Annotated in this window: 17 protein-coding genes, 2 pseudogenes and 1 riboswitch; of the genes and pseudogenes, 4 read left to right on the top strand and 15 right to left on the bottom strand. The window is 40.3% G+C overall.

Annotation, left to right across the window (positions count from 1 at the left end):
* Positions 1-5: 5 nt before the first annotated feature.
* The 10 genes from pduL to QZ995_RS09215 form a co-directional block, all read right to left on the bottom strand.
* A complete protein-coding gene (pduL, locus tag QZ995_RS09170) occupies positions 6-632 on the bottom strand; it encodes a phosphate propanoyltransferase (protein WP_366919688.1) in 627 nt (208 codons plus the stop codon).
* Between the two features lie 117 nt (positions 633-749).
* Positions 750-1,043 carry an ethanolamine utilization microcompartment protein EutM gene (eutM, locus tag QZ995_RS09175; RefSeq protein ID WP_003336346.1) on the bottom strand — a complete coding sequence of 98 codons (294 nt, stop codon included), beginning with the start codon at positions 1,041-1,043 and terminating at the stop codon, positions 750-752.
* A gap of 43 nt (positions 1,044-1,086) precedes the next feature.
* Positions 1,087-2,568, bottom strand: a complete 1,482-nt coding sequence (locus QZ995_RS09180; RefSeq protein ID WP_301805850.1) for an acetaldehyde dehydrogenase (acetylating) — start codon at positions 2,566-2,568, stop codon at positions 1,087-1,089.
* Positions 2,565-3,218, bottom strand: a complete 654-nt coding sequence (locus QZ995_RS09185) for a BMC domain-containing protein (RefSeq protein ID WP_301805854.1) — start codon at positions 3,216-3,218, stop codon at positions 2,565-2,567. Before QZ995_RS09185 ends, QZ995_RS09180 begins: the two co-directional genes overlap by 4 nt.
* Before the next feature lie 16 nt (positions 3,219-3,234).
* Positions 3,235-3,888, bottom strand: coding sequence for an ethanolamine utilization microcompartment protein EutL (gene eutL / locus QZ995_RS09190; protein WP_031415192.1), 654 nt, complete (start codon positions 3,886-3,888; stop codon positions 3,235-3,237).
* Positions 3,889-3,919: 31 nt separating this feature from the next.
* The gene (gene eutC, locus QZ995_RS09195; RefSeq protein WP_437124725.1) at positions 3,920-4,852 is read right to left on the bottom strand and encodes an ethanolamine ammonia-lyase subunit EutC; all 933 of its coding nucleotides are present in this window, start codon (positions 4,850-4,852) and stop codon (positions 3,920-3,922) included.
* Positions 4,853-4,869: 17 nt separating this feature from the next.
* On the bottom strand, positions 4,870-6,234 hold the full coding sequence (locus QZ995_RS09200; RefSeq protein WP_301805859.1) for an ethanolamine ammonia-lyase subunit EutB: 1,365 nt from the start codon (positions 6,232-6,234) through the stop codon (positions 4,870-4,872).
* Between the two features lie 19 nt (positions 6,235-6,253).
* Positions 6,254-7,687: an ethanolamine ammonia-lyase reactivating factor EutA gene (eutA, locus tag QZ995_RS09205; protein WP_301805860.1), complete on the bottom strand. Its 1,434-nt coding sequence runs from the start codon at positions 7,685-7,687 to the stop codon at positions 6,254-6,256.
* A gap of 12 nt (positions 7,688-7,699) precedes the next feature.
* A complete protein-coding gene (locus QZ995_RS09210) occupies positions 7,700-8,140 on the bottom strand; it encodes a EutP/PduV family microcompartment system protein (RefSeq protein ID WP_301805863.1) in 441 nt (146 codons plus the stop codon).
* Positions 8,141-8,142: 2 nt separating this feature from the next.
* Entirely contained in the window at positions 8,143-8,496 is a 354-nt protein-coding gene (locus QZ995_RS09215) for a BMC domain-containing protein (RefSeq protein WP_003339475.1), read from the bottom strand.
* 198 nt (positions 8,497-8,694) lie between these two features.
* On the opposite strand from QZ995_RS09215, the gene QZ995_RS09220 reads away from it, so the two are divergent.
* Together QZ995_RS09220 and mgtA are read left to right on the top strand one after the other, a co-directional pair.
* On the top strand, positions 8,695-9,852 hold the full coding sequence (locus tag QZ995_RS09220; RefSeq protein ID WP_301805868.1) for a 1-propanol dehydrogenase PduQ: 1,158 nt from the start codon (positions 8,695-8,697) through the stop codon (positions 9,850-9,852).
* A 62-nt stretch (positions 9,853-9,914) separates the two neighbouring features.
* Positions 9,915-10,090: riboswitch (M-box (ykoK) riboswitch) on the top strand.
* 323 nt (positions 10,091-10,413) lie between these two features.
* The gene (gene mgtA, locus QZ995_RS09225; protein ID WP_301805873.1) at positions 10,414-13,017 is read left to right on the top strand and encodes a magnesium-translocating P-type ATPase; all 2,604 of its coding nucleotides are present in this window, start codon (positions 10,414-10,416) and stop codon (positions 13,015-13,017) included.
* Positions 13,018-13,216: 199 nt separating this feature from the next.
* Here mgtA and QZ995_RS09230 read toward each other — a convergent pair whose 3' ends face one another.
* From QZ995_RS09230 to QZ995_RS09250, 5 genes and pseudogenes are all read right to left on the bottom strand, one after another.
* Positions 13,217-13,591, bottom strand: a complete 375-nt coding sequence (locus tag QZ995_RS09230; RefSeq protein WP_301805875.1) for a DUF423 domain-containing protein — start codon at positions 13,589-13,591, stop codon at positions 13,217-13,219.
* Between the two features lie 196 nt (positions 13,592-13,787).
* Positions 13,788-14,655 (bottom strand): annotated as a pseudogene (locus QZ995_RS09235) (DMT family transporter).
* A gap of 186 nt (positions 14,656-14,841) precedes the next feature.
* Entirely contained in the window at positions 14,842-15,450 is a 609-nt protein-coding gene (locus tag QZ995_RS09240; RefSeq protein WP_301805967.1) for a GNAT family N-acetyltransferase, read from the bottom strand.
* A 24-nt stretch (positions 15,451-15,474) separates the two neighbouring features.
* Positions 15,475-16,341 carry an AraC family transcriptional regulator gene (locus QZ995_RS09245; protein WP_301805878.1) on the bottom strand — a complete coding sequence of 289 codons (867 nt, stop codon included), beginning with the start codon at positions 16,339-16,341 and terminating at the stop codon, positions 15,475-15,477.
* A gap of 175 nt (positions 16,342-16,516) precedes the next feature.
* Positions 16,517-17,380, bottom strand: coding sequence for a hypothetical protein (locus QZ995_RS09250; protein ID WP_301805880.1), 864 nt, complete (start codon positions 17,378-17,380; stop codon positions 16,517-16,519).
* A 510-nt stretch (positions 17,381-17,890) separates the two neighbouring features.
* Between QZ995_RS09250 and QZ995_RS09255 the strand changes: the two are divergent.
* Both QZ995_RS09255 and QZ995_RS09260 read left to right on the top strand, forming a co-directional pair.
* Positions 17,891-18,938 (top strand): annotated as a pseudogene (locus QZ995_RS09255) (IS1595 family transposase).
* Positions 18,939-19,421 (top strand): HXXEE domain-containing protein, encoded by a 483-nt coding sequence (locus QZ995_RS09260; protein ID WP_301805881.1) that lies wholly within the window; start codon positions 18,939-18,941, stop codon positions 19,419-19,421.
* The last annotated feature ends 206 nt before the right edge of the window (positions 19,422-19,627 follow it).

Consider the following 19,627-nt stretch of genomic DNA (forward strand, 5'->3'; position numbering starts at 1 on the left):
GCCTGTCACTTCCTAACAAGTCTAGCAACTGTCCCTTTTTGATACCCGCAAGCGTTAGCTTCATCATAATCGAGATGCATAAATGTACGAAAACGCGGACTAACTCGAATGGTTACATCTTGAAAGATAACCGGTCTTGTTCCAAGGACTTCCACACATACATTTTGCTTATCTGCAACACCAAACCATTGAGCATCCTCAACGGACATATGAATATGGCGTTTCGCAATGATTGCCGCTTTGACCGGAACGGATGCGAGCTGGGTAGCCAACGTAACTTCTGCACTTTCTGCTAAATTTCCAGATTCACGAAGAGGCGGCCTAATTCCCAGGGCAACTGCATCCGTCAAGGAAACCTCCACCTGTGTGTTTTGCCTTTCCGGCCCCAGAACAGCCACATTCTTAATCGTTCCTTTAGGGCCGGTCAAATCAACCCGTTCCACGCAGCTAAATTGCCCTGGTTGGGATAATTCCTTGGCTTTAGTAAGTTGATATCCCTCTCCAAACAAGATATCAATGATCTTGCGGGATAAATGGACATGCCTTCCTGAAGCTTCAACGGGAATAAACAGTTTTTGTTTAATTCCAGCCACTACTTTTTCTGCAATTTGATCAACCTGATCTTGTAACAACTCCACACCTCTTTTCAGTCATAAGCTTGTTTATGTAAAGAAGGCATACTATCCGCTATTTAGCCTTCAATCATTTTTATCAAAAGAAAGCTTGTAAGGGATAGTATGTTCCTGTAATTAGACTGGTTGTTGCTTGGACTTAGGAAGAATGCTATCCACCTCAGTGTGAGGGCGTGGAATAACGTGTACGGAAATCAGTTCGCCAATTCGTTCTGCTGCCGCTGCACCGGCATCGGTTGCCGCTTTTACTGCCCCCACATCCCCACGTACCATCACGGTTACCAAGCCGCCGCCTACCTGTTCTTTACCAACCAGCTCTACATTAGCTGCTTTCACCATGGCATCTGCTGCTTCAATCGCGCTCACAAGTCCTTTTGTCTCAATCATACCTAACGCATTTGTACTTGCCATTTCAATTCCTCCGTTTTTCATGTCATCTGTTTACAACAAAATGCTAAGAGATGCAGTTGCTTTGCTTCAATTCGACCAGGACTTTCTGGATTATGGAATTCACTAAATCATCATTAACTCCAAATCCTCCCCGTGTGTTACAAGACACTTGGTGTGGACGTAGTGCCTCTAGTTCCCTAACCCCATAAGCAATGCGTCGAATATTAATTAAATTCATAGGTCCTACGTTATCTGAAGTAGAATTGTTACCCACTGCTCCACAGCCCAATGTTAAAGCAGGTACTAAATTGGTTGTTCCCCCGATTCCACCTAATGCTGCTGGTGTATTTACTAAAAAGCGAGATACAGGTTGACGTAAACCAAAGTAACGAATAACCTTCTCATCCTGTGCATGAATAATACAAGTATGTCCTGCTCCCTCATGTAACAAAATTTCTTCACATAAATCGCATGCTTTCTCCATACTCTCCGCTGTGAAAAATCCTAAAATAGGAGCCAGTTTTTCCCGTGAGAACGCTACTTTATAGCCCACCTCTGTTTCCTCTGCAATTAAAAGTCTTGCGTTAGCGGGAACTGTGATCTTAGCTAAATTGGCAATATGTTGTACACTTTTCCCCACGATTTGCGGATTCATTGAACCATTTTCTCGCATAATCAATCGTCCAACTTTTTCCTTTTCATCTGGGGTTAGAAAATAAGCTCCCTGCTTTTTAAATTCTGCTATTACCTTCTCTTTCATGCATCTTTCCACGACGACTGACTGTTCGGAAGCACAAATTGTTCCATTGTCAAAGGTTGAACTATCTAAAATACGCTTGACTGCATTCTGCAAATCAGCAGATTTATCAATGTAAGCAGGCCCATTCCCTGATCCGACACCGATTGCTGGCGTACCCGAACTGTAGGCTGCTTTTACCATTGCCGAGCCGCCTGTTGCTAAAATCAGTTGTACACCTTTGTGTTTCATCAATTCGTTAGTACCTTGAATGGTAGGCATCTCCATACAAGTCACAATATCTTCAGGACCACTAGCCGAGGCAATTGCTTCTCGAATGATCTTAACCGTTTCCAAAATACATTTTTTCGCATTTGGATGAGGGGAAAAAATAATGGAATTCCCGGCTTTCATGGAAATAAGAGATTTATATAAGACAGTAGAGGTTGGATTCGTTGATGGAATTAATCCAGCGATGACTCCTACTGGCACCCCTACCTCGATGACTTTTTTCACTGTATCCTCGTTTAAGATTCCAATCGTTTTTAGATCCTTAATATGCTCATAAACTACCTGACTGCCAAACAGGTTTTTGATTACCTTATCCTCCCAGATGCCAAAGCCAGTCTCTTCTACCGCCAGCTTTGCCAATCGTTCGGCATGTGCGACGCCAGCATTTGCCACCGCTTTTACAATGGTATCAATCTGTTCCTGGGACATCTTACTCAAAGTCTTTAGAGCCATACTCGATCTCTTTATCAGATTTCTTACTTCTTGTACGGAAAGTAAGTCTTTATCAGAAAGCATCATGTATTTACCCCTTCTTTATGCAATTTGGTAATCTCCTGAACAAGCTGAGCTTTTTTGGCCTGTCTCATTTGTCTATCGTTAATCTTCACGATTCCTAGTCGTTTCGCTTCTTCTCTTAGCTCACCAACTGTCATTTTCTCTAGCTGTTCTGCCTGACTTTTAGGCAATGGGATCAAGGCGTTTTCCGATTTAGTCAACGGTGGCGATGCAGTATCAACAAGAGGCTCCCTTTGATCGGGAAGCAATTCACTATCAGGGTGTTGTAGCTCTTCGGTTGTCTTTGATTTTCCCGATTTTCCAAGCTCCTTCGGTTTTGAAGTTGTTTGGGTAATTTGTTTGGCCTGCCTGCGGTCTCTTGATTGGAATGGTAAGCTACTTGGCTGTTCCACCATTCGATATAAGTTATCATCTGGATTTGAGATCACATGCTTAGAAATTAGTGTGCCGACTCTAGTCACTGCTTCTGCCCCGGCTTCCACAGCAGCAGTAACCGCTGACACATCACCTGTAATTTTTACGGTAACAAAGCCATTTTTTATCTTCTCCAACCCAATTAAGGTAACATTAGCTGCCTTCATGGCTGCATCCGCTGCTTCTATAGACGCCAGCAGCCCCTTTACCTCAATGAGTCCTAAAGCATTTTTTCTCATAGGATCACCTTATTACTTAATAACTCTGTGGATTTTCAGCAACGTATTGGACGGCCTCGGCAAATGCATCACATGCTGCCTTGCAAGCGGATTGACTTCCTGTAAGCAATGCACCGCCGAAATTGGTCTCTGAGGGTGGACCGTAGAACGTTGCCAGCTTAACATCGGCAGCTTTCAAGGCAGCATCAAGGGCATACATCGCTTCCAAAGGGGGTGCAATCAGGTAGGCAATAGCTTCTGCATCCTCTAAATTTGCCATTTTGGACAAATACGTTCCTGGTCGAGAAACACAATGAGCAAAGTAAGCGATAGAATCATCATCATTAGCACTAATAAAATGAGCTCCATTATGAATGAAGTCGACCGCTGTATGTAAGCCACTTCGAATTTCTGCTGGATTTGGGCCAGCCAGTATTCCTATTACTTCGCCTGCCAGTTTCGAATTGGCATTGGCAGCTCCTGCATACATTGATTTGGCATATACGACATCAACGGCTGCCTCCTTTGTCGCTTCATCCAAAGCAGTATAGGTTACATCGTCGCTGTCAGCCGTTATAATCCCTAAGCTTTTTTGATTGGGTTGCAGCTGAAATGCTTTTACCATATCGGGAGCCACGTTTGGGATGATTTTTACACTTAACACATTCGCCCGAAGTGCATCATTCTTCATTCAAAATTCCCTCCTAAGGACAATGGGAAGTTTATAATTTTAAATCGATTCCGCTCGCTTTTTTCTCCAGCATAGTCTTAATCAGCTCTGCAATATGGGCACCCGCTTCTACAGGAGGCGTCCCGCCCTTGTGGATATTGGAAATAACTGTGCGGCGTGCTTCCGGCATATTAATTGTTGCTTTGTAGGCGATATAAGCACTCATTGACTCTGCTGTAACCAGCCCTGGACGCTCGCCGATTAATACACAGGTTACCTCTGCTCCAAGTACCTCGGAGATTTGATCCATGGCGCCCACACGACCTAGTTTTACAAAAAATGGTGTTCCCACCTGAATTTTATACCCCTCTAATCCTTGTATGATGGCTGGCAAAATATCCTTTGCATTCGCTTCTACCGCGGCAGAGCTTAGCCCGTCAGACACATAGATTTGAACTTGGGGCTGCTTCTGACAGTTTGCCTTAATCTTTTGCAAGCCCTCTTCGGATATTTTTCGTCCTAAATCCGGTCTGGTTAAATATTCATCCTTATCCTTGCAAAGAGTCTGTACGCTAAAGAGATTCATTTCTTGTAAGAACTGCTCATCCACATGTGAAAATACAGCGTCCTGTGCCGCAGCATGGTCCGCACGAAAGCGAAGCGTGGTTTCTGTCTTATAACGAGGACCTGCACGCCAAATTCCCAGACGGGCTGGGGTGCGTTCTTTCATTTTTAAATAACCTTTTGCATCTACTGGCTCAGGGACTAGCAATTGGCTTTTTAAATCAATTTTCGTAATATCATCGATAGCCCCATCGGAAGGCATCTGCGGTTGGACAACCCATCCACCGCCGACATTAGATTCAGGTCGAGGTTTGGCGGATTTAATTTCAATTTTTCCCTCCGTTCTCTCTGCACCTTCATTGGAGGTCAATTCCGCTAAAACCTGTTCTACTACTTTTCTGATGTCATTTTCTTGAAGCATGCTCTAGCCTCCATTCCTTACGCTAGGAAAACAGATGCATCCCCAGCGCGTTTTGTTAGCTTACCATTCTCGATGAATCCCATTTTTTCCATCCATTTCTCAAACTCACTAATCGGCCTTAAATGAAGTAGTTCACGCAGAGTTGCTGTTTCATGATAACCAGTTGTTTGATAGTTGAGCATCACATCGTCTCCATGGGGAATGCCCATGAAATAGTTACAGCCAGCCGCGGATAAGAGAACCGCCAAATTCTCGATATCGTTTTGATCCGCTTTCATATGGTTCGTATAGCAAGCATCACAGCCCATGGAAATACCGGTTAGTTTCCCCATGAAATGATCTTCCAAGCCTGCGCGAATAACCTGCTTACTGTTGTACAGATATTCAGGTCCAATGAATCCCACTACGGTATTTACCAGGAACGGGTCGTACTTCTTGGCAAAACCATAGCAACGAGCTTCCAGCGTTACCTGATCCACGCCATGATGAGCCTCAGAAGATAGCTCAGAGCCTTGTCCGGTCTCAAAATACATGACATTTGGCCCGGTTGCCGTTCCTTCTCTGTGTGCCAACTGACGTGCCTCTTCAATCATGTCGCCTGTAATTCCGAATGCTTCATTTCCCTTTTGAGTACCAGCAATACTTTGGAAAATAAGGTCGGCTGGAGCCCCCCTGCGGATTGCCTCCATCTGGGTAGTCACATGGGCTAACACACAGTTTTGTGTAGGAATTGACCACTTTTGCTTAAAATCCTCAAATCTCTTCAATACCCGACTTACACTTTCAACGGAATCATCTACGGGATTTAATCCAATAACAGCATCACCAATGCCAAAAGTAAGCCCTTCCATTAAGGAAGCTGTAATTCCGTCTGGATCATCTGTGGGATGGTTAGGCTGCAATCGAGCTGACAGAGTGCCCTCATAGCCAATTGTTGTATTACAGTGGGCCTGAATACGGATTTTTTTTGCTCCATAAATAAGGTCCAAATTCGACATAAGCTTCGTGACCGCGGCAACCATTTCGCTGGTTAGCCCCCTGCTGATTCTCTTGATATTTTCCTCTGTTGTATTTTCGTCAAGAATCCATTCACGTAGCTCAGAGACTGTCCAGTTCTTTATTTCGTTATAAATTTTTTCGTTGACTCCATCCTGAATGATCCGTGTCACTTCATCTTCTTCATAAGGAATAGCTGGATTATTACGCAAATCAGCCATTGTAAATTCACTCAGCACAATTTTTGCTGCTACCCTCTCTTCTGAGCTTTCTGCAGCGAGGCCAGCCAATTTATCTCCTGATTTTTCTTCGTTTGCTTTTGCCATGACGTCCATCACATTTTTAAATTGATAGTCATTGCCAAAAAGGGTTGTTTTAAGTTTCAACGCCGTCACCTCATAACTGTTAGGAATGAAATACTAGAGTTTTAATGATTACAGGCAGCACACGGCCGTTTGCCAGTGGTTTTCCTATATCGATGTAATCGCCGTTTTCTAAGCGGATGCTGTCAATGCATATAACCTCTTTCGAAAATTGCAGTTGCCTATGCATCGTCTGACCTAACACTTTGGCAAAATCCATTTCAACAATTACTACCATGGGCAAATCTGCTTTTATTAACGCCTCCATACCACCGATTAAAGCTTTGGAAAGCTCCTGAATTTCTGTAAAGCTTGGGCTTTTTTTCCCACGAATAGCAATGGCGACAGGTTGCCATTCGTTTTCTAATATGAACCAACGTAATTTTTCCTGTAGGACATTTTGTAAATGAGCAAATCCTTGTGACTCATCCTCTTCTGTCAGCTTTAAAATAGGCAGATTTTTCATAGGAAAGTTTTCCTCTGTGTATGTAATCGTGCTCCCACTTATCTCGGTTGTATGCGTCCCTGCTCCAACGACAGTTGCCCGGATCGTCTCTGCAGCTTGCACCAATTTCAGTTTTTCGCAAAGAGATGATTGGCGAATCGCTTGTCCTAGCAAAATTCCTATATCCCCGTAAGCTAGCACATCATCTGCTTCAGGATGATAGACATAATCAGCCACCCCGCCAGAGAAGGAGATGTATTGCGGGTGAATCCGCTCATCAATCCCATGATGGGTTACAATGGTTGAATAAAATGGGGTACGCTGTGTCAGATTGACAGATTGCTCCAGCAGGCTTACCATTTCTATTACTACTTTCCGCAACTGCTCGATATCAGCTGTATCCCCTTCTTTTACCTGTAAGTTTCTCTCGTTGATTAGCTGCTTGATTTTATCAGCAATGTAGGTAATTTTACGTGAAGAGGGTTCGATTTTTATGAGCCTGCCTCCAATATCCAAACACCCTGTATTCACCAATTCTCCGTCGTTAAATACAGCTAAATTGGTTGTACCACCTCCAATGTCTAAATTGACAAGACTAGCCCCCTTCTCTTCTGATACCTTGTCCATTCCAGCTCCCTTTGCCGAAATAATGGATTCAAGATCAGGACCGGCTGTTGCCACAACAAAATCTCCAGCGAAACCACTCAAACTCTGCAATACGTCCCTTGCATTTTGCTTTCGAGCAGTCTCGCCAGTGATAATGACAGCACCTGTTTGCACGTCATTGGGCCGAACATGTGCTTGCTGATACTCCTTTTCTACAATCCTGCGAACCGCGTCGCTATCAATCTCGGTCTGTGAACGTAACGGAGTAAAATGAATGTCGCTTCGATAGATAATCTCTTTATCCACGATCGTAATTCGCGGAACTCCAAAAGCAGATGCTGTATTTTCGATGCCAATCTTGCTAAATACAAGTTGTGTGGTTGATGTACCTATGTCTATTCCGACACTAAGCACTTCCTCTTTCATACTGTTACCACCTCAAGTGTTTCCTGCGAGCAATTCCTTGATCTTCTCAAGACCTTGTTTTTCATAGCTACTCACATGAAAAATTTGTTGTGCTCCTGCGTCACGTAAAAACTGTTCGGCACGCTCCAACTCTTCCTTTTGATTACACCGATCTACTTTAGTAACAATCCCAATCACTGGTTTAGCAAAGGCGCTAGCAAATTGAACCGGGAACAAACTAGCTTGATCCGTGCAAGCTTGTACGAATCCAATCAAATCACACTCTGCTGAGGTTACGATAAGTGCACGGTAATAATTACGGTTCTCAATATACTCACCAGGCGTATCAATAATATTTTCTACAGTTTCAATCATCTGTGTTTTATGGTAGCTGAGTTTTGTATTCATAAGAGCTTGAGTCAGAGTTGTTTTTCCACAGCCCGTCCTGCCTACTAGCATCATGATTTTTCCCATAGCTATGACCTCGTTATAGATGTAGCTGAAAAATGTAAAACTTCAGAGAGCATTTTCAGTACCTCTCGTAGCGCAGATTCCACACTTGAGATATCACCGGTAATGACAAGTGAACCACTGAATCTATCTACGAAACCAATAGAGACATCTGCAGATTTGGTGGCTACATCTGCTGCAATGATGGAAGCCTCGCTTGGCGTAATCGTAAGGATTCCAATCGCTTTGATATTTTCAGAGAGAAGCCCCAGCTTTTTGTATAGATCAGGATTGGGATTTGCAATCAAGTGGGCTAGAGTCACCTGCTTTCCTGGAACATATTCTTGAATGACACGTTGTTTCTCTTCCATATGCTTCATCACCACACTTCATAGTTAGTATGATTGTTAGCTAGACAAAGTATGCTTTATGTCAAACATGTATTTATGAAAAAATGGTTAAAATAAATCAAGCTGACGAAACATAAAATAACACTATGTCTGCTTATAAAAGGAGAAAGCTATTAAATCGGAATCCTACCTTGTAATAGAAATATGGTGAGCGGAAAGGAGACAGATATGAACCATTTTCAAATAAAAACAAGCATTCATTTTGGGACAGATGCATTATCTAGTCTTCAGCGTATAGAGAATAAACGTATTTTTGTGGTAACCGATCCCTTCATGATTAAGTCCGGGATGATTGATAAGGTAAAGTTTCAGTTAGAGAAAAAAAACGAACATATCACCATTTTTCATAATATCGTGCCAGATCCTCCCCTCGAAAACATCGTGAATGGCATACAGGTCATGAGTGCAGCCGACCCTGATGTCGTGATTGCTTTAGGGGGCGGATCAGCAATTGATGCAGCAAAGGCAATTTGTCTGTTTCAAAATCGCCTGAATCAAAAAGAAGCGATTACAAAAGAGGTAACATTCATCGCCGTCCCAACTACGAGTGGAACTGGTTCTGAGGTAACAAGCTTTTCAGTTGTTACAGATCGTACTAAAAATGTAAAATACCCGCTCGTCTCTGATGAAATGCTCCCCACTGAAGCAATCCTTGACCCAGAACTCGTAAAAACTGTCCCTCCATTTATAACAGCTGATACCGGAATCGATGTGCTCACACATGCTCTGGAAGCCTACGTATCTACGCTTGCCTCAGATTTTACGGACGCCTTCTCGGAGAAAGCCATACGACTTGTGTTTGCCTATTTAGAAAAATCATTTCAAAATGGGGAAGATGATCTCTCACGTGAGAAAATGCATAATGCCTCCTGTATAGCCGGCCTTGCCTTTAATGCGGCCTCGCTGGGTATTAGCCACAGTATGGCGCATATTATTGGAGCCAAATTTCATATCCCTCATGGGAGAAGCAATGGCATCGTGTTGCCGTACGTTATTGAATACAATGCCCACATTAAAGGGTATACAGATCGAAATTTCAGCATAGCGGCCAGTAAATATGCGGAAATCGCCAAGCTTTTGAATTTACCCTCCTCTGATACACGAAACGGAGTAAAAAATCTAATCATCGCAGTGAAAAAGCTTCGAAAGGATTTAGGAATGCCCGCGTCTCTAAAAGAAGCAGGAGTAAAAAAAGAGGAGTTTTATAAGGAACTGGATAATTTAGCCGAGATAGCTATGAAGGATAAATGTACAATTACGAATCCGCGTTCTCCTAGTATTGAGGATTTAAAGAATCTTTTTGAACAGGCTTATCTAGGAAATTAGGAACCAAAATTGATTTTGCTATTGACAATTCCGAATTGTACCAGTATCATTCACTTTAACAATTAAGTCCTCGTTAGGTGAGGCTCCTATACAAACATAGGCCACTGCCCAGAAATATCGAAAGATGCCCATGGGTAGAACAGGAACTGTCGGATTAAGGCTTTTCTTAAGGTGGCTAAGAGATTGTGTTGCTCTCTTTACGTTGTATAGTGCCAAAACTCGACTAGGGGGAGCGAAAATGCTTTTTTTGGCTATGCATATTTCAAAACCCTCTAGTTATCCTAGAGGGTTTTTCATTTTGTAAAGGGGGGATTCCACATGGAAGGCAGTCCTAGTAATCAATGCAGACAGCTATATCAATTATCTGTAACAAGAGAGAAGCATATTTTCTATGCCCTTACATGTTTGCTATGCTCTTTTTTCGCCCTCCTTTACCAACAACGCGGGTGTATGTAAGTATGTGTACATGACATGCGAGTGCATAGAAAAATAGTGCAGCTACTCTCTCTTTTACAGGGAGAGTTTTTTTGTGTCTATTTTTCACACTCGGGAGGTACTACCATGAAACAACCTAAACACATTACGAAAGCATCGTTGAACCACGACATTTCTTCTCGTCTCCTGGACGCATCCAGATCGAATATCGATAAGCTAATGGAAGCCTTGGCTACATCTATGACAGGATTATCAGCATCAGAGGTCAATAGGAGATTAAATCAATACGGTCAAAATCAAATTGCCCAAGAAAAACAGGCAGCCTGGTACATCCAGCTCCTGTTATGCTTCAAGAATCCCTTTATTCTAATATTGCTTGGGCTAGATATATTCTCTTATTTTTCAGATGATCTGGAAGCATCCATCATCATTAGCACGATGGTTTCCATTAGCGTTCTGATCACTTTTACCCAAGAGTTCCGTTCCAGACGGACAGCAGAAAAACTAAAAGCAATGGTCAAAACCACTGCAACTGTAACTCGCCTATCCATAAAACAAGAGATCGACATGGAGATGCTAGTGCCAGGAGACATCATTCACTTATCAGCCGGTGATCTTGTTCCAGCAGACGTCCGCATCCTTGATTCTAAAAATCTGATCGTAAGTGAATCGGCTCTCACCGGAGAAGCCTTCCCCGTTGAAAAACAGTCTACTGATGAACAATCTCTTCACGCATTAGAGTGTTCCAATCTTTGTTATATGGGAACCAACGTGATAAGCGGAGCCGCCACTGCCCTAGTGATAGCTACCGGGTCTTCTACTTACTTCGGTTCCATGGCAAAAACATTGGTCGATAAGCGTACATTGACAAGCTTTGATAAAGGAGTCAATAGTATCACCTTTGTCCTGATTCGCTTTATGCTGATTATGGTCCCTATTATTTTCTTCATTAACGGCTTTACAAAAGGGGATTGGTTGGAAGCCTTTTTCTTTGGATTATCCATCGCTGTTGGCTTAACGCCAGAAATGCTTCCCGTTATTGTAACGGCCAATCTAGCCAAAGGCGCAATTAACATGGCGCACAAAAAGGTAGTCGTAAAGAAGCTCAATGCGATTCAGAATTTAGGAGCTATGGATATTCTGTGCACCGATAAAACAGGAACACTTACACAAGATAAAATCGTTGTAGAAAAACATGTAGATATTCACGGTAATGATGATAAGAATGTATTGAAATATGCTTATTTGAACAGTTACCATCAAACAGGACTAAAAAGCTTGCTCGATGTTGCCGTCGTAGAGCATGCTCTACAAAGCGATGTTACGGGGATCGAGGAAAAGTACCAAAAAATAGATGAAATCCCCTTCGACTTTCATCGCCGTCGCATGTCAGTGGTATTAAAAAACAATGAAGAACGTATTCTCATCTGCAAAGGAGCTGCAGAAGAAATTCTGGATCATTGTTCTCAAGTATCTAGTAACGGACAGCTCATGCCTCTCACATCACAAGCAGCGGATAACATGAAGAAAACGGTGCATGATTTAAACACAGATGGTCTACGTGTCATCGCCGTTGCCGTCAAATCTTGTGATTCTCGGGATCATGCGTACAGCATCGAGGACGAAAGTGAATTAATTCTGGTTGGTTTTCTTGGGTTTTTAGATCCACCAAAGGAAAGTGCCGCAAGCGCCATCAAAAAGCTGCATGCTAGCGGACTCAATGTTAAAGTCCTTACCGGAGATAATGCAGTGGTTGCTCGTAAGCTTTGCACAGACTTAGGCCTTCAGGTTGATCAGGTAATTATTGGGAGCGAAATTGATGATGTAACGGATGAGATATTAGCTGATTTAGCTGAAAAAACAACTGTGTTTGCCAAGCTAAATCCGTTACAGAAGGCAAGAATCGTTCGTGTGCTGCAATCCAAAGGACATACAGTAGGGTTTATGGGGGATGGAATCAATGATGCTGCATCCTTGCGCGAGTCAGATGTGGGAATTTCCGTGGATTCAGCAGTTGATATTGCAAAGGAATCGGCAGACATCATTTTATTAGAAAAGAGCTTGTTGGTTTTAGAAGATGGAATAATGGAAGGGCGTAGAACATTCGGAAACATTATTAAATATATCAAAATGACAGCTAGCTCCAATTTTGGCAACGTATTTAGCGTATTAGGCTCAAGTGCATTTCTCCCCTTCCTTCCGATGTTACCCATTCATTTATTAATTCAAAATTTATTTTATGATATTTCACAGCTGTCCATTCCTTGGGACAATATGGACAAAAAGTTTTTGCAGACTCCAAGAAAATGGGATGCGAAATCGGTAGGGCGTTTCATGCTTTTCATTGGCCCTATTAGTTCAATCTTCGACTATGCAACTTATTTCGTCATGTATTATGTATTTGCAGCCAATACTATTGCCGATCAATCCTTATTCCAATCCGGCTGGTTTATCGAAGGCTTATTGTCGCAGACGCTTATTGTGCATATGATTCGTACAGAAAAAATACCATTTATTCAAAGCCGAGCTAGTTTACCCGTTTTACTTTTATCTAGTCTCGTGATGATAGCAGGTATCTATATTCCATTCTCTACTTTTGGAGCAAGTGTTGGCTTACAGCCGTTACCACTCGAATATTTCCCTTGGCTGGCTGGCATCTTACTTTGCTATGCACTTCTCACCCATCTCATAAAAAAATGGTACATTCGTACTTTTAATGAATGGCTATAAAGTAAGCCCATCATTCTGGCAAAGCTACTTACTTGCTTTGGGTCCACAGCTACCATGCCTTATGGACCCAAAGCAGATTACCTGCCTAGTACGTAAATTAATTATGAATATCACTCATTTGAGGAGCTTCTGGACTATTCACCTAAACGTTAACCGTAAACGAACGTTTGGTGAGGGACAAGCTGCACCGGTGCTCCTCTTATGATTTCTTCCTCACTGCCAGAATCACAAACAACCAGCCTAACAAGAAGCAGACACCACCGATCGGAGTGATAGCACCTAGCATTTTGACTCCCGTTACACATAAGAGATACAAGGAGCCTGAGAAAATGAGAATCCCAGCCAATAAAAAAGTACCAGCCCATTTCAGCATGGCGGTTTCCCCTACTTGCTTCCCTAACAACCCAACGAATAGCAGGCCTAGGGCATGATACATTTGGTAACGCACTCCTGTTTCAAAAGTGGTTAAACTTTTGGCATCTAGCATCTTTTCAAGTACATGAGCACCAAAAGCTCCCAAAGCTACACCCAACAATGCTAGTATAGCGCCCGCTGTTACGTAACGTTTTAGCATAAAGTCCCCCTTACTTGTCTCTAACACTTCTCATTTTTTGTCAGAAAGCATGCTTAATCCTATCATAGCATCTCTTCTTGTATAGAAAAAACAGAAGGGACCCATAATCCATGGAGAAAACGTGACGAAAAAACAAACTGATTTCTACACAAAAAAGCTGATCAGCAAGTGATACCGATCAGCTTTTTCCTGATGTTTATCCTTCGCGAATGACCAGTATTACACCAATAAAGATTAATATCGTACCTATCCAAAAAGAGAAACCAATCTGTTCACCTAGTAATATCCACCCTAAAAAAGTACCGACGATTGGCTGGAAAAAGAAAAATAATCCGCCACTTGAAGCATTAAGCAGTTGCAGTCCACGATTCCACAGGAAAAAGGCACATGCAGTCGAGATAACCCCCAAGTATAAAAGCCCGCCCCAAATAGTTGGATGCGTCATGGTTTGAAAATCGAGCTTAGCTAATCGACCAATCGTAAAAGGGGTTAGCACAACAATCGCAACAAGAATGGCATAGCTCGTTACGACAATTGGCGAATAATGCTCCGGTACACGTTTAATCAGAACAGACATAAGTGACCACGTCAGTGCGGCAATAAGCAGCGATAAGCCCCCAAGTATGAGACGAATCAATATGCCCATTTCCAACAATAATACAAACACCAATCGTTGCTAAAAAAATAGAGATTGCCTTTTTATACGTAATTTTTTCTTTTTAAAAAATACGCGCAAATAGCACCATAAATGCAGGTGTCGTTGAAGTGATAATAGCCCCTGTTTGTGCAGTAGAAAGCATCGTGCCAACTTCCTGAGTCACGATTGAAAGGGTATTTCCAATAAGGCCAATGATGATAATGGATGGCCAGTCTCGTTTTTCAATCCGCCATGATTGTTTTGTTGTAACGCCAATCATTAGCAATGCACAAATGGCAATTACATAGCGAAACCATACTAATTCAAGCGGTGGTACGAGGTCTACCACTGCTTTTACAACTACGTACATCCCGCCCCAAATGCTAGCAGCGAGTGATAAATATAAAGAGCCTAATAATTTTTTCATGTTGTACCCTCCGTTTTAGATGGACAATTTCTGTCCTTAACGGAGATGCAATTATTCTACCGTTAAGGAAGAATAACTACAGGTACATCATTTTCAAATAATGGTGACCACATCATCAGCTAACAACTCCCATTTCAAAGCGTTTAGCTTATCGTACAATACTTTTGTTGCTTATGGAATACGTATTCATCGGAAATCCTCATCATTTGAGATATTCCTGATGTTACGATTGATGTAGTCCCCCTTTAGTAATCCATATATTTCTAAATCGATTACACCTTTACCAGACCATAAAAAAGCTTGCCTTAATAACCCTTCTTTTATAAATCCATTTTTTACGATAACTTTCTTTGAAATCTGGTTTTCAGGCATGATCTCTGCTTGGATTCTATTAACATCAACCTCTTCAAATAAAAATCTTACCAATTCTCCAACCGATTCAGTTGCAATGCCTTTCCCCCAGTATTCCTCTGCCAAAAAGTATCCAATCGATACCATATTCACTTTTTGATTAAAATCCATACATTCCATAATTCCAACCAGCTTATTCTCTTGATTTTTTTGAAAAATCCCCCATTTAATTCTGCTTTTTTTATGATAATCTCTATCAAAATGGTCAATCATTTTCCTTACAGTTTGTAAATTATGCTTAGGAATAATCCCACAATATGCAAATACTTTATCATTGCCGTAGATTGTATAGACTTCATGTAAATGCTCCTGTTCTATTTTTTTCAATATTAAATGTTCAGACTCCAATACTGGAAAATCCCCAAAAATCTTTCCAAGATTCATTTTATTCATCTCTCCCTTAGAGTATTAGATTGGTATATATATTTTCATTTTCATTTCATTTGGATATCTTGAGTTCAAGACATCTGTAATCTCAAAATCAGGCCCCTCTCTTCTGTCATATTTAAAGTTTAGTAACCATGTACCATAAATGTATCTTCTTGTATTTTGAACTAAATCAGTGGTGCCGCTGACCTTGAATTTAGCATATTTACCCCCGGGAATTTCAAGATTCACGAAACCCTTTTCTAATTCTGTATTTATTTCCTTCACTTCTTCCCCAATAATAAAAGAAAAATGACCTTCATCATGAAAATTTGTCGATATACCAAATGACATATTAGGTGAAGTTCTCCTTGGAATCCTCTGATAATATCTGTTTTTTCCAAAATCAGTATAGAATGTAGGAATTTCCTTAAAATATTGTTCATGATTTAAATTCGTTTTGTACTCATAACCAATAATATGTTTCTTATTTAAAACAACAATTTCAGGTTTATTCATAACAAGCTCACCTCTCGTCTTATTTTTGTAATCCAAAAAGTTAATTTTTTTTTGGTGTTTTATCATAGTTCCCCCTCTTCTATATTTAGCTGGGGTCAATCCAAAACAATTTATAAATGCTCGGGTAAATGCTTCTTGGGAACCATATTGAAAAAATAACGCTATTTCCAATATGTTCTTTCGTGTTTCCTTCAGTAATACAGCAGCTTCTGAAAGTCTTCTGCTTCTTATATATTCCTGTACAGAAAAACCTGTAATAGCTTGAAAAATTCGTTGGAAATGAAACGCTGAAAAACAAGATTTCGCAGAAATTTCACTAATTTTCAGTTCCTCTTGCAGATTCTTTTCGATGAATTCAATGGAATCTTGTATTCTTTCGAAGTAATCCATTCGTCAACACCTCTTGGATATTAATCTTACACTTCCTGCAGAAAATATTTTTGATAACTTGTGCTACATTTCAAGGTAAGGTGATTCATTTTTTATGTAAAATAAAATTGACCCTCTAGGGCTTCCTAGAGGGTATTGTATGTATAAATAAAAGCTCTACCTTATTTTAAAAGTATCAACTTTGCAAATAGACTGTCATCCAAAGACCCTTGGATCCATTATCAAGAATACTCTTTAAGTATGCAGTCTTTAAACCAATAAAATCAATCTTGCCTTTACTTGTCACACGTACAAAGGCTACTGTTCCATCCGTTTTCTCCATAATGTAAGAACTATACCTATGTCTGTATGCTGACTTGAAGTCATTGCCATCCATTCCAAAAACCTTCTCCAAAATGATTTTAGCCTTTGGCGTTACTTCAGAACCTGATATTTCTTTATCTGGCAAATCAAAATCACTGGAGGTTAAGTGCAAACTATAAACCCGACCTGTTTTTGCTCCTACAGTGATACTATCACCATCTACAGTTTCAAATTTCCAAACATCTGTTTTGTAACTACTTCCATCCCCTCGCAACGTTTCGTTTGAACGTACAGCTTCTCGTAACTGAGAAATTAACCCGATGGAACCTAATGCTTTCTTAGCAATGTTAGCATACTTCTGATCTGCATACTTTGCATCCATGCGAATATGGTACTCCTTCATTTTTCCTGTAGACAAATCGATTTCTATGAAGTTAGGGTTACCGTTGTAGTTAAGTGTAAAGAAACTTGCTGTATGTTTTTTAGTATGTTTTTTAGTATGTTTTTTAGTATCTTCTCTATTATCAATCGTAATGTTCACTCTATTAAATTTCATTGCGTTTTCATTAATTTGTTTTACATATGATTGAACATTTTGGATCCGGTCGGAACGTAAATCATTGAATGGAAGAAATATTCGGGCATTGAATATTCGGCCTGTTTTTTCTTCTATTTCGACAGTAGCACTTCCACCTTCAATTAACCAATCAAAAGATAAAATTACTCTCCTATCCAATCCTTCTACTAATTCAAACTTTTTTACTTTCTCTAGTTTAAATTATTTTCCATTTTTTAACAACCGATTCACTTCATTTTTTGCACTCGATAAAATCATAGGATTAATCTGCTTTACATCTACGACTCTCTGGTTTTCAGTGGGGAAATTCTTCAGCTCCTCTTATTTTTTGGTTGCTGAAAAATCATTTTTATTGGTTGGGTATAATCTCAACTTATCAATCTAATATTGTATTTTTTAAGCAATTCATCTTCTTGTATAATACCATTCGCCGCACCACTTCCATCCTGATACTGTTCTGAAACCGAAGCATTTGGAAAACTATGTTCATATCCGTTACCACGTTCATAATCGCCCATATAATACCAAGCCAGTCCTGGTTCATAATATACTACTTGGCTTAATGTTTTTTTGTTATTGGCTCTGTTAAAAGTAAATGTTGATATTTGAACCTGTCTGAAATCTTGATATAATTAACATAGGAACAAGCATTCGGGGGAGGGTTTCGAGGTGAGCAAAGCGTTTAGCAACTTGTTAAGGTATATCAATAAATTACCACACACAAAAAAGAACAATTATATCAATGGGTTAAAGGCTATGTTGAACCTTCTTCCTCTGCTGGTGGTCGTTTAATCAATGAAATGAGGGAAACTCGCTTCAAGGAAGGATTCGAGTGTCCTCATTGTGCATCTGAACACGCTGTTCGGTTCGGAAATATAATGGTCGGCAACGGTATCGATGTAAGTGTTGCAACAAGATTTTTACCGACACAACCAACACCGTTTTGTACCGAACTCGAAAAGGCAATGAATGGATTACCTTTGTTGAATGTATGTTTAAAGGATATTCCTTGCGAAAATCGGCTGAAATCATAGGGGTTACTTGGATTACTCTTTTTTATTGAAGACACAAACTGTTAAACGCTTTGAAACAAATGGATTTCGAGAATTTTGAAGGTATCGTTGAAATTGACGTGACCTGTTTCCTATACTCTCAAAAAGGGCAATGTGGCGGTAAATCCAAACATAGAGGAATAAGCCACGAACAGGTTTGTGTTCTCGTTGCCAGAGACCGAACAAAAGCAACCGTCTCCCAAGTTGCTTGTATGGGGCGTATATTAAAGCGAAAGTTGATACATTAATTGGTGCTAAACTTTCCAACGAAAACGTGCTTGTAAGCGATGCTTGGAGGGCTTACAAAACCTATGCAAAAGAAAAAGGTTTAGAACATTATCGGATAAAATCAGACGATGGAAAACACGTTATTAAGGGCTTGTATCACATCCAAAACGTCAACGGACTCCATTCACGTTTAAAACAATGGTTAGACCGATTTAAAGGCGTAAGCTACAAAATATCTTGATAACTACCTTGCTTGGTTTTTATTTGTTGATATTCGCAGTAACGAAAGCACTAAACAACATATCAAGGAATTTCTATCAACATCATATGTATTTGAAATGACCGACATATATGAAAGTTTGAGACTATCAAAATTCAATATGTTATTCTTATTGAATGAACGATGTAAGTTTCTTTATGGGTGGGGGAAAAGATAGATGGATTATTATCTCGTAGTATTTTTTTGTTTTGCTATTACACTTCATAATATCGAGGAAGCAATTTGGTTGCCTAAGTGGTCACAGCACTCTTCAAAGTTTCAAAAGCCAGTTACTTCGAGTGAATTTCATTTTGCTGTCATTTTTATAACAATTTTGGCTTATTTATCTGGATTTAGTTATTTATATATGCCAGAATCAGATATTGCAAAATGGATTTTTATTGGCTTTTTAGGTTCAATGATTTTTAATGCTATTTTTCCACACCTGATTGCGACCGTTTTGATGAAAAAGTATGCACCTGGACTTCTTACTGGCTTATTACTTAACATTCCAATAAATTCATTAGTTATCTATCAAATGTTTTCAAAGAATTTGATTGTATGGAAAGAGTTAGTCGTATCTACATTTGTTGTAGGAATTATTTTATTGGCACTTATTCCGTTATTGTTTAAAGTTGGTGGAAAAATAACTCCTTCTTAAATGTTGATTGAGAACTATAAGATATAAATTGATTGGAATTGAGTAAATTAAGGGAAACCATCTAAATTGGGTTTCCTTTAATTTACTCAATTTATCGATACTAAGATATAACAGAGCCTTGTTATTAAATGCTATTCCTGGAGCACCATCCGCATTTAATAAAAGTACTTTTTGATTTCCGCTACCTAGACGTTCCTTCCATTTAC

This window comes from Brevibacillus laterosporus, assembly GCF_030489605.1.
Taxonomy (GTDB): domain Bacteria; phylum Bacillota; class Bacilli; order Brevibacillales; family Brevibacillaceae; genus Brevibacillus_B; species Brevibacillus_B laterosporus_E.

Coding starts and splice junctions, on each gene's coding strand:
- eutM (WP_003336346.1), bottom strand. CDS start 1,043: ATGGCAAGTACAAATGCGTTAGGTATGATTGAGACAAAAGGACTTGTG.
- QZ995_RS09180 (WP_301805850.1), bottom strand. CDS start 2,568: ATGATGCTTTCTGATAAAGACTTACTTTCCGTACAAGAAGTAAGAAAT.
- QZ995_RS09185 (WP_301805854.1), bottom strand. CDS start 3,218: ATGAGAAAAAATGCTTTAGGACTCATTGAGGTAAAGGGGCTGCTGGCG.
- eutL (WP_031415192.1), bottom strand. CDS start 3,888: ATGAAGAATGATGCACTTCGGGCGAATGTGTTAAGTGTAAAAATCATC.
- eutC (WP_437124725.1), bottom strand. CDS start 4,852: ATGCTTCAAGAAAATGACATCAGAAAAGTAGTAGAACAGGTTTTAGCG.
- eutA (WP_301805860.1), bottom strand. CDS start 7,687: ATGAAAGAGGAAGTGCTTAGTGTCGGAATAGACATAGGTACATCAACC.
- QZ995_RS09210 (WP_301805863.1), bottom strand. CDS start 8,140: ATGGGAAAAATCATGATGCTAGTAGGCAGGACGGGCTGTGGAAAAACA.
- QZ995_RS09215 (WP_003339475.1), bottom strand. CDS start 8,496: ATGAAGCATATGGAAGAGAAACAACGTGTCATTCAAGAATATGTTCCA.
- QZ995_RS09220 (WP_301805868.1), top strand. CDS start 8,695: ATGAACCATTTTCAAATAAAAACAAGCATTCATTTTGGGACAGATGCA.
- mgtA (WP_301805873.1), top strand. CDS start 10,414: ATGAAACAACCTAAACACATTACGAAAGCATCGTTGAACCACGACATT.
- QZ995_RS09230 (WP_301805875.1), bottom strand. CDS start 13,591: ATGCTAAAACGTTACGTAACAGCGGGCGCTATACTAGCATTGTTGGGT.
- QZ995_RS09240 (WP_301805967.1), bottom strand. CDS start 15,450: ATGAATCTTGGAAAGATTTTTGGGGATTTTCCAGTATTGGAGTCTGAA.
- QZ995_RS09245 (WP_301805878.1), bottom strand. CDS start 16,341: ATGGATTACTTCGAAAGAATACAAGATTCCATTGAATTCATCGAAAAG.
- QZ995_RS09260 (WP_301805881.1), top strand. CDS start 18,939: ATGGATTATTATCTCGTAGTATTTTTTTGTTTTGCTATTACACTTCAT.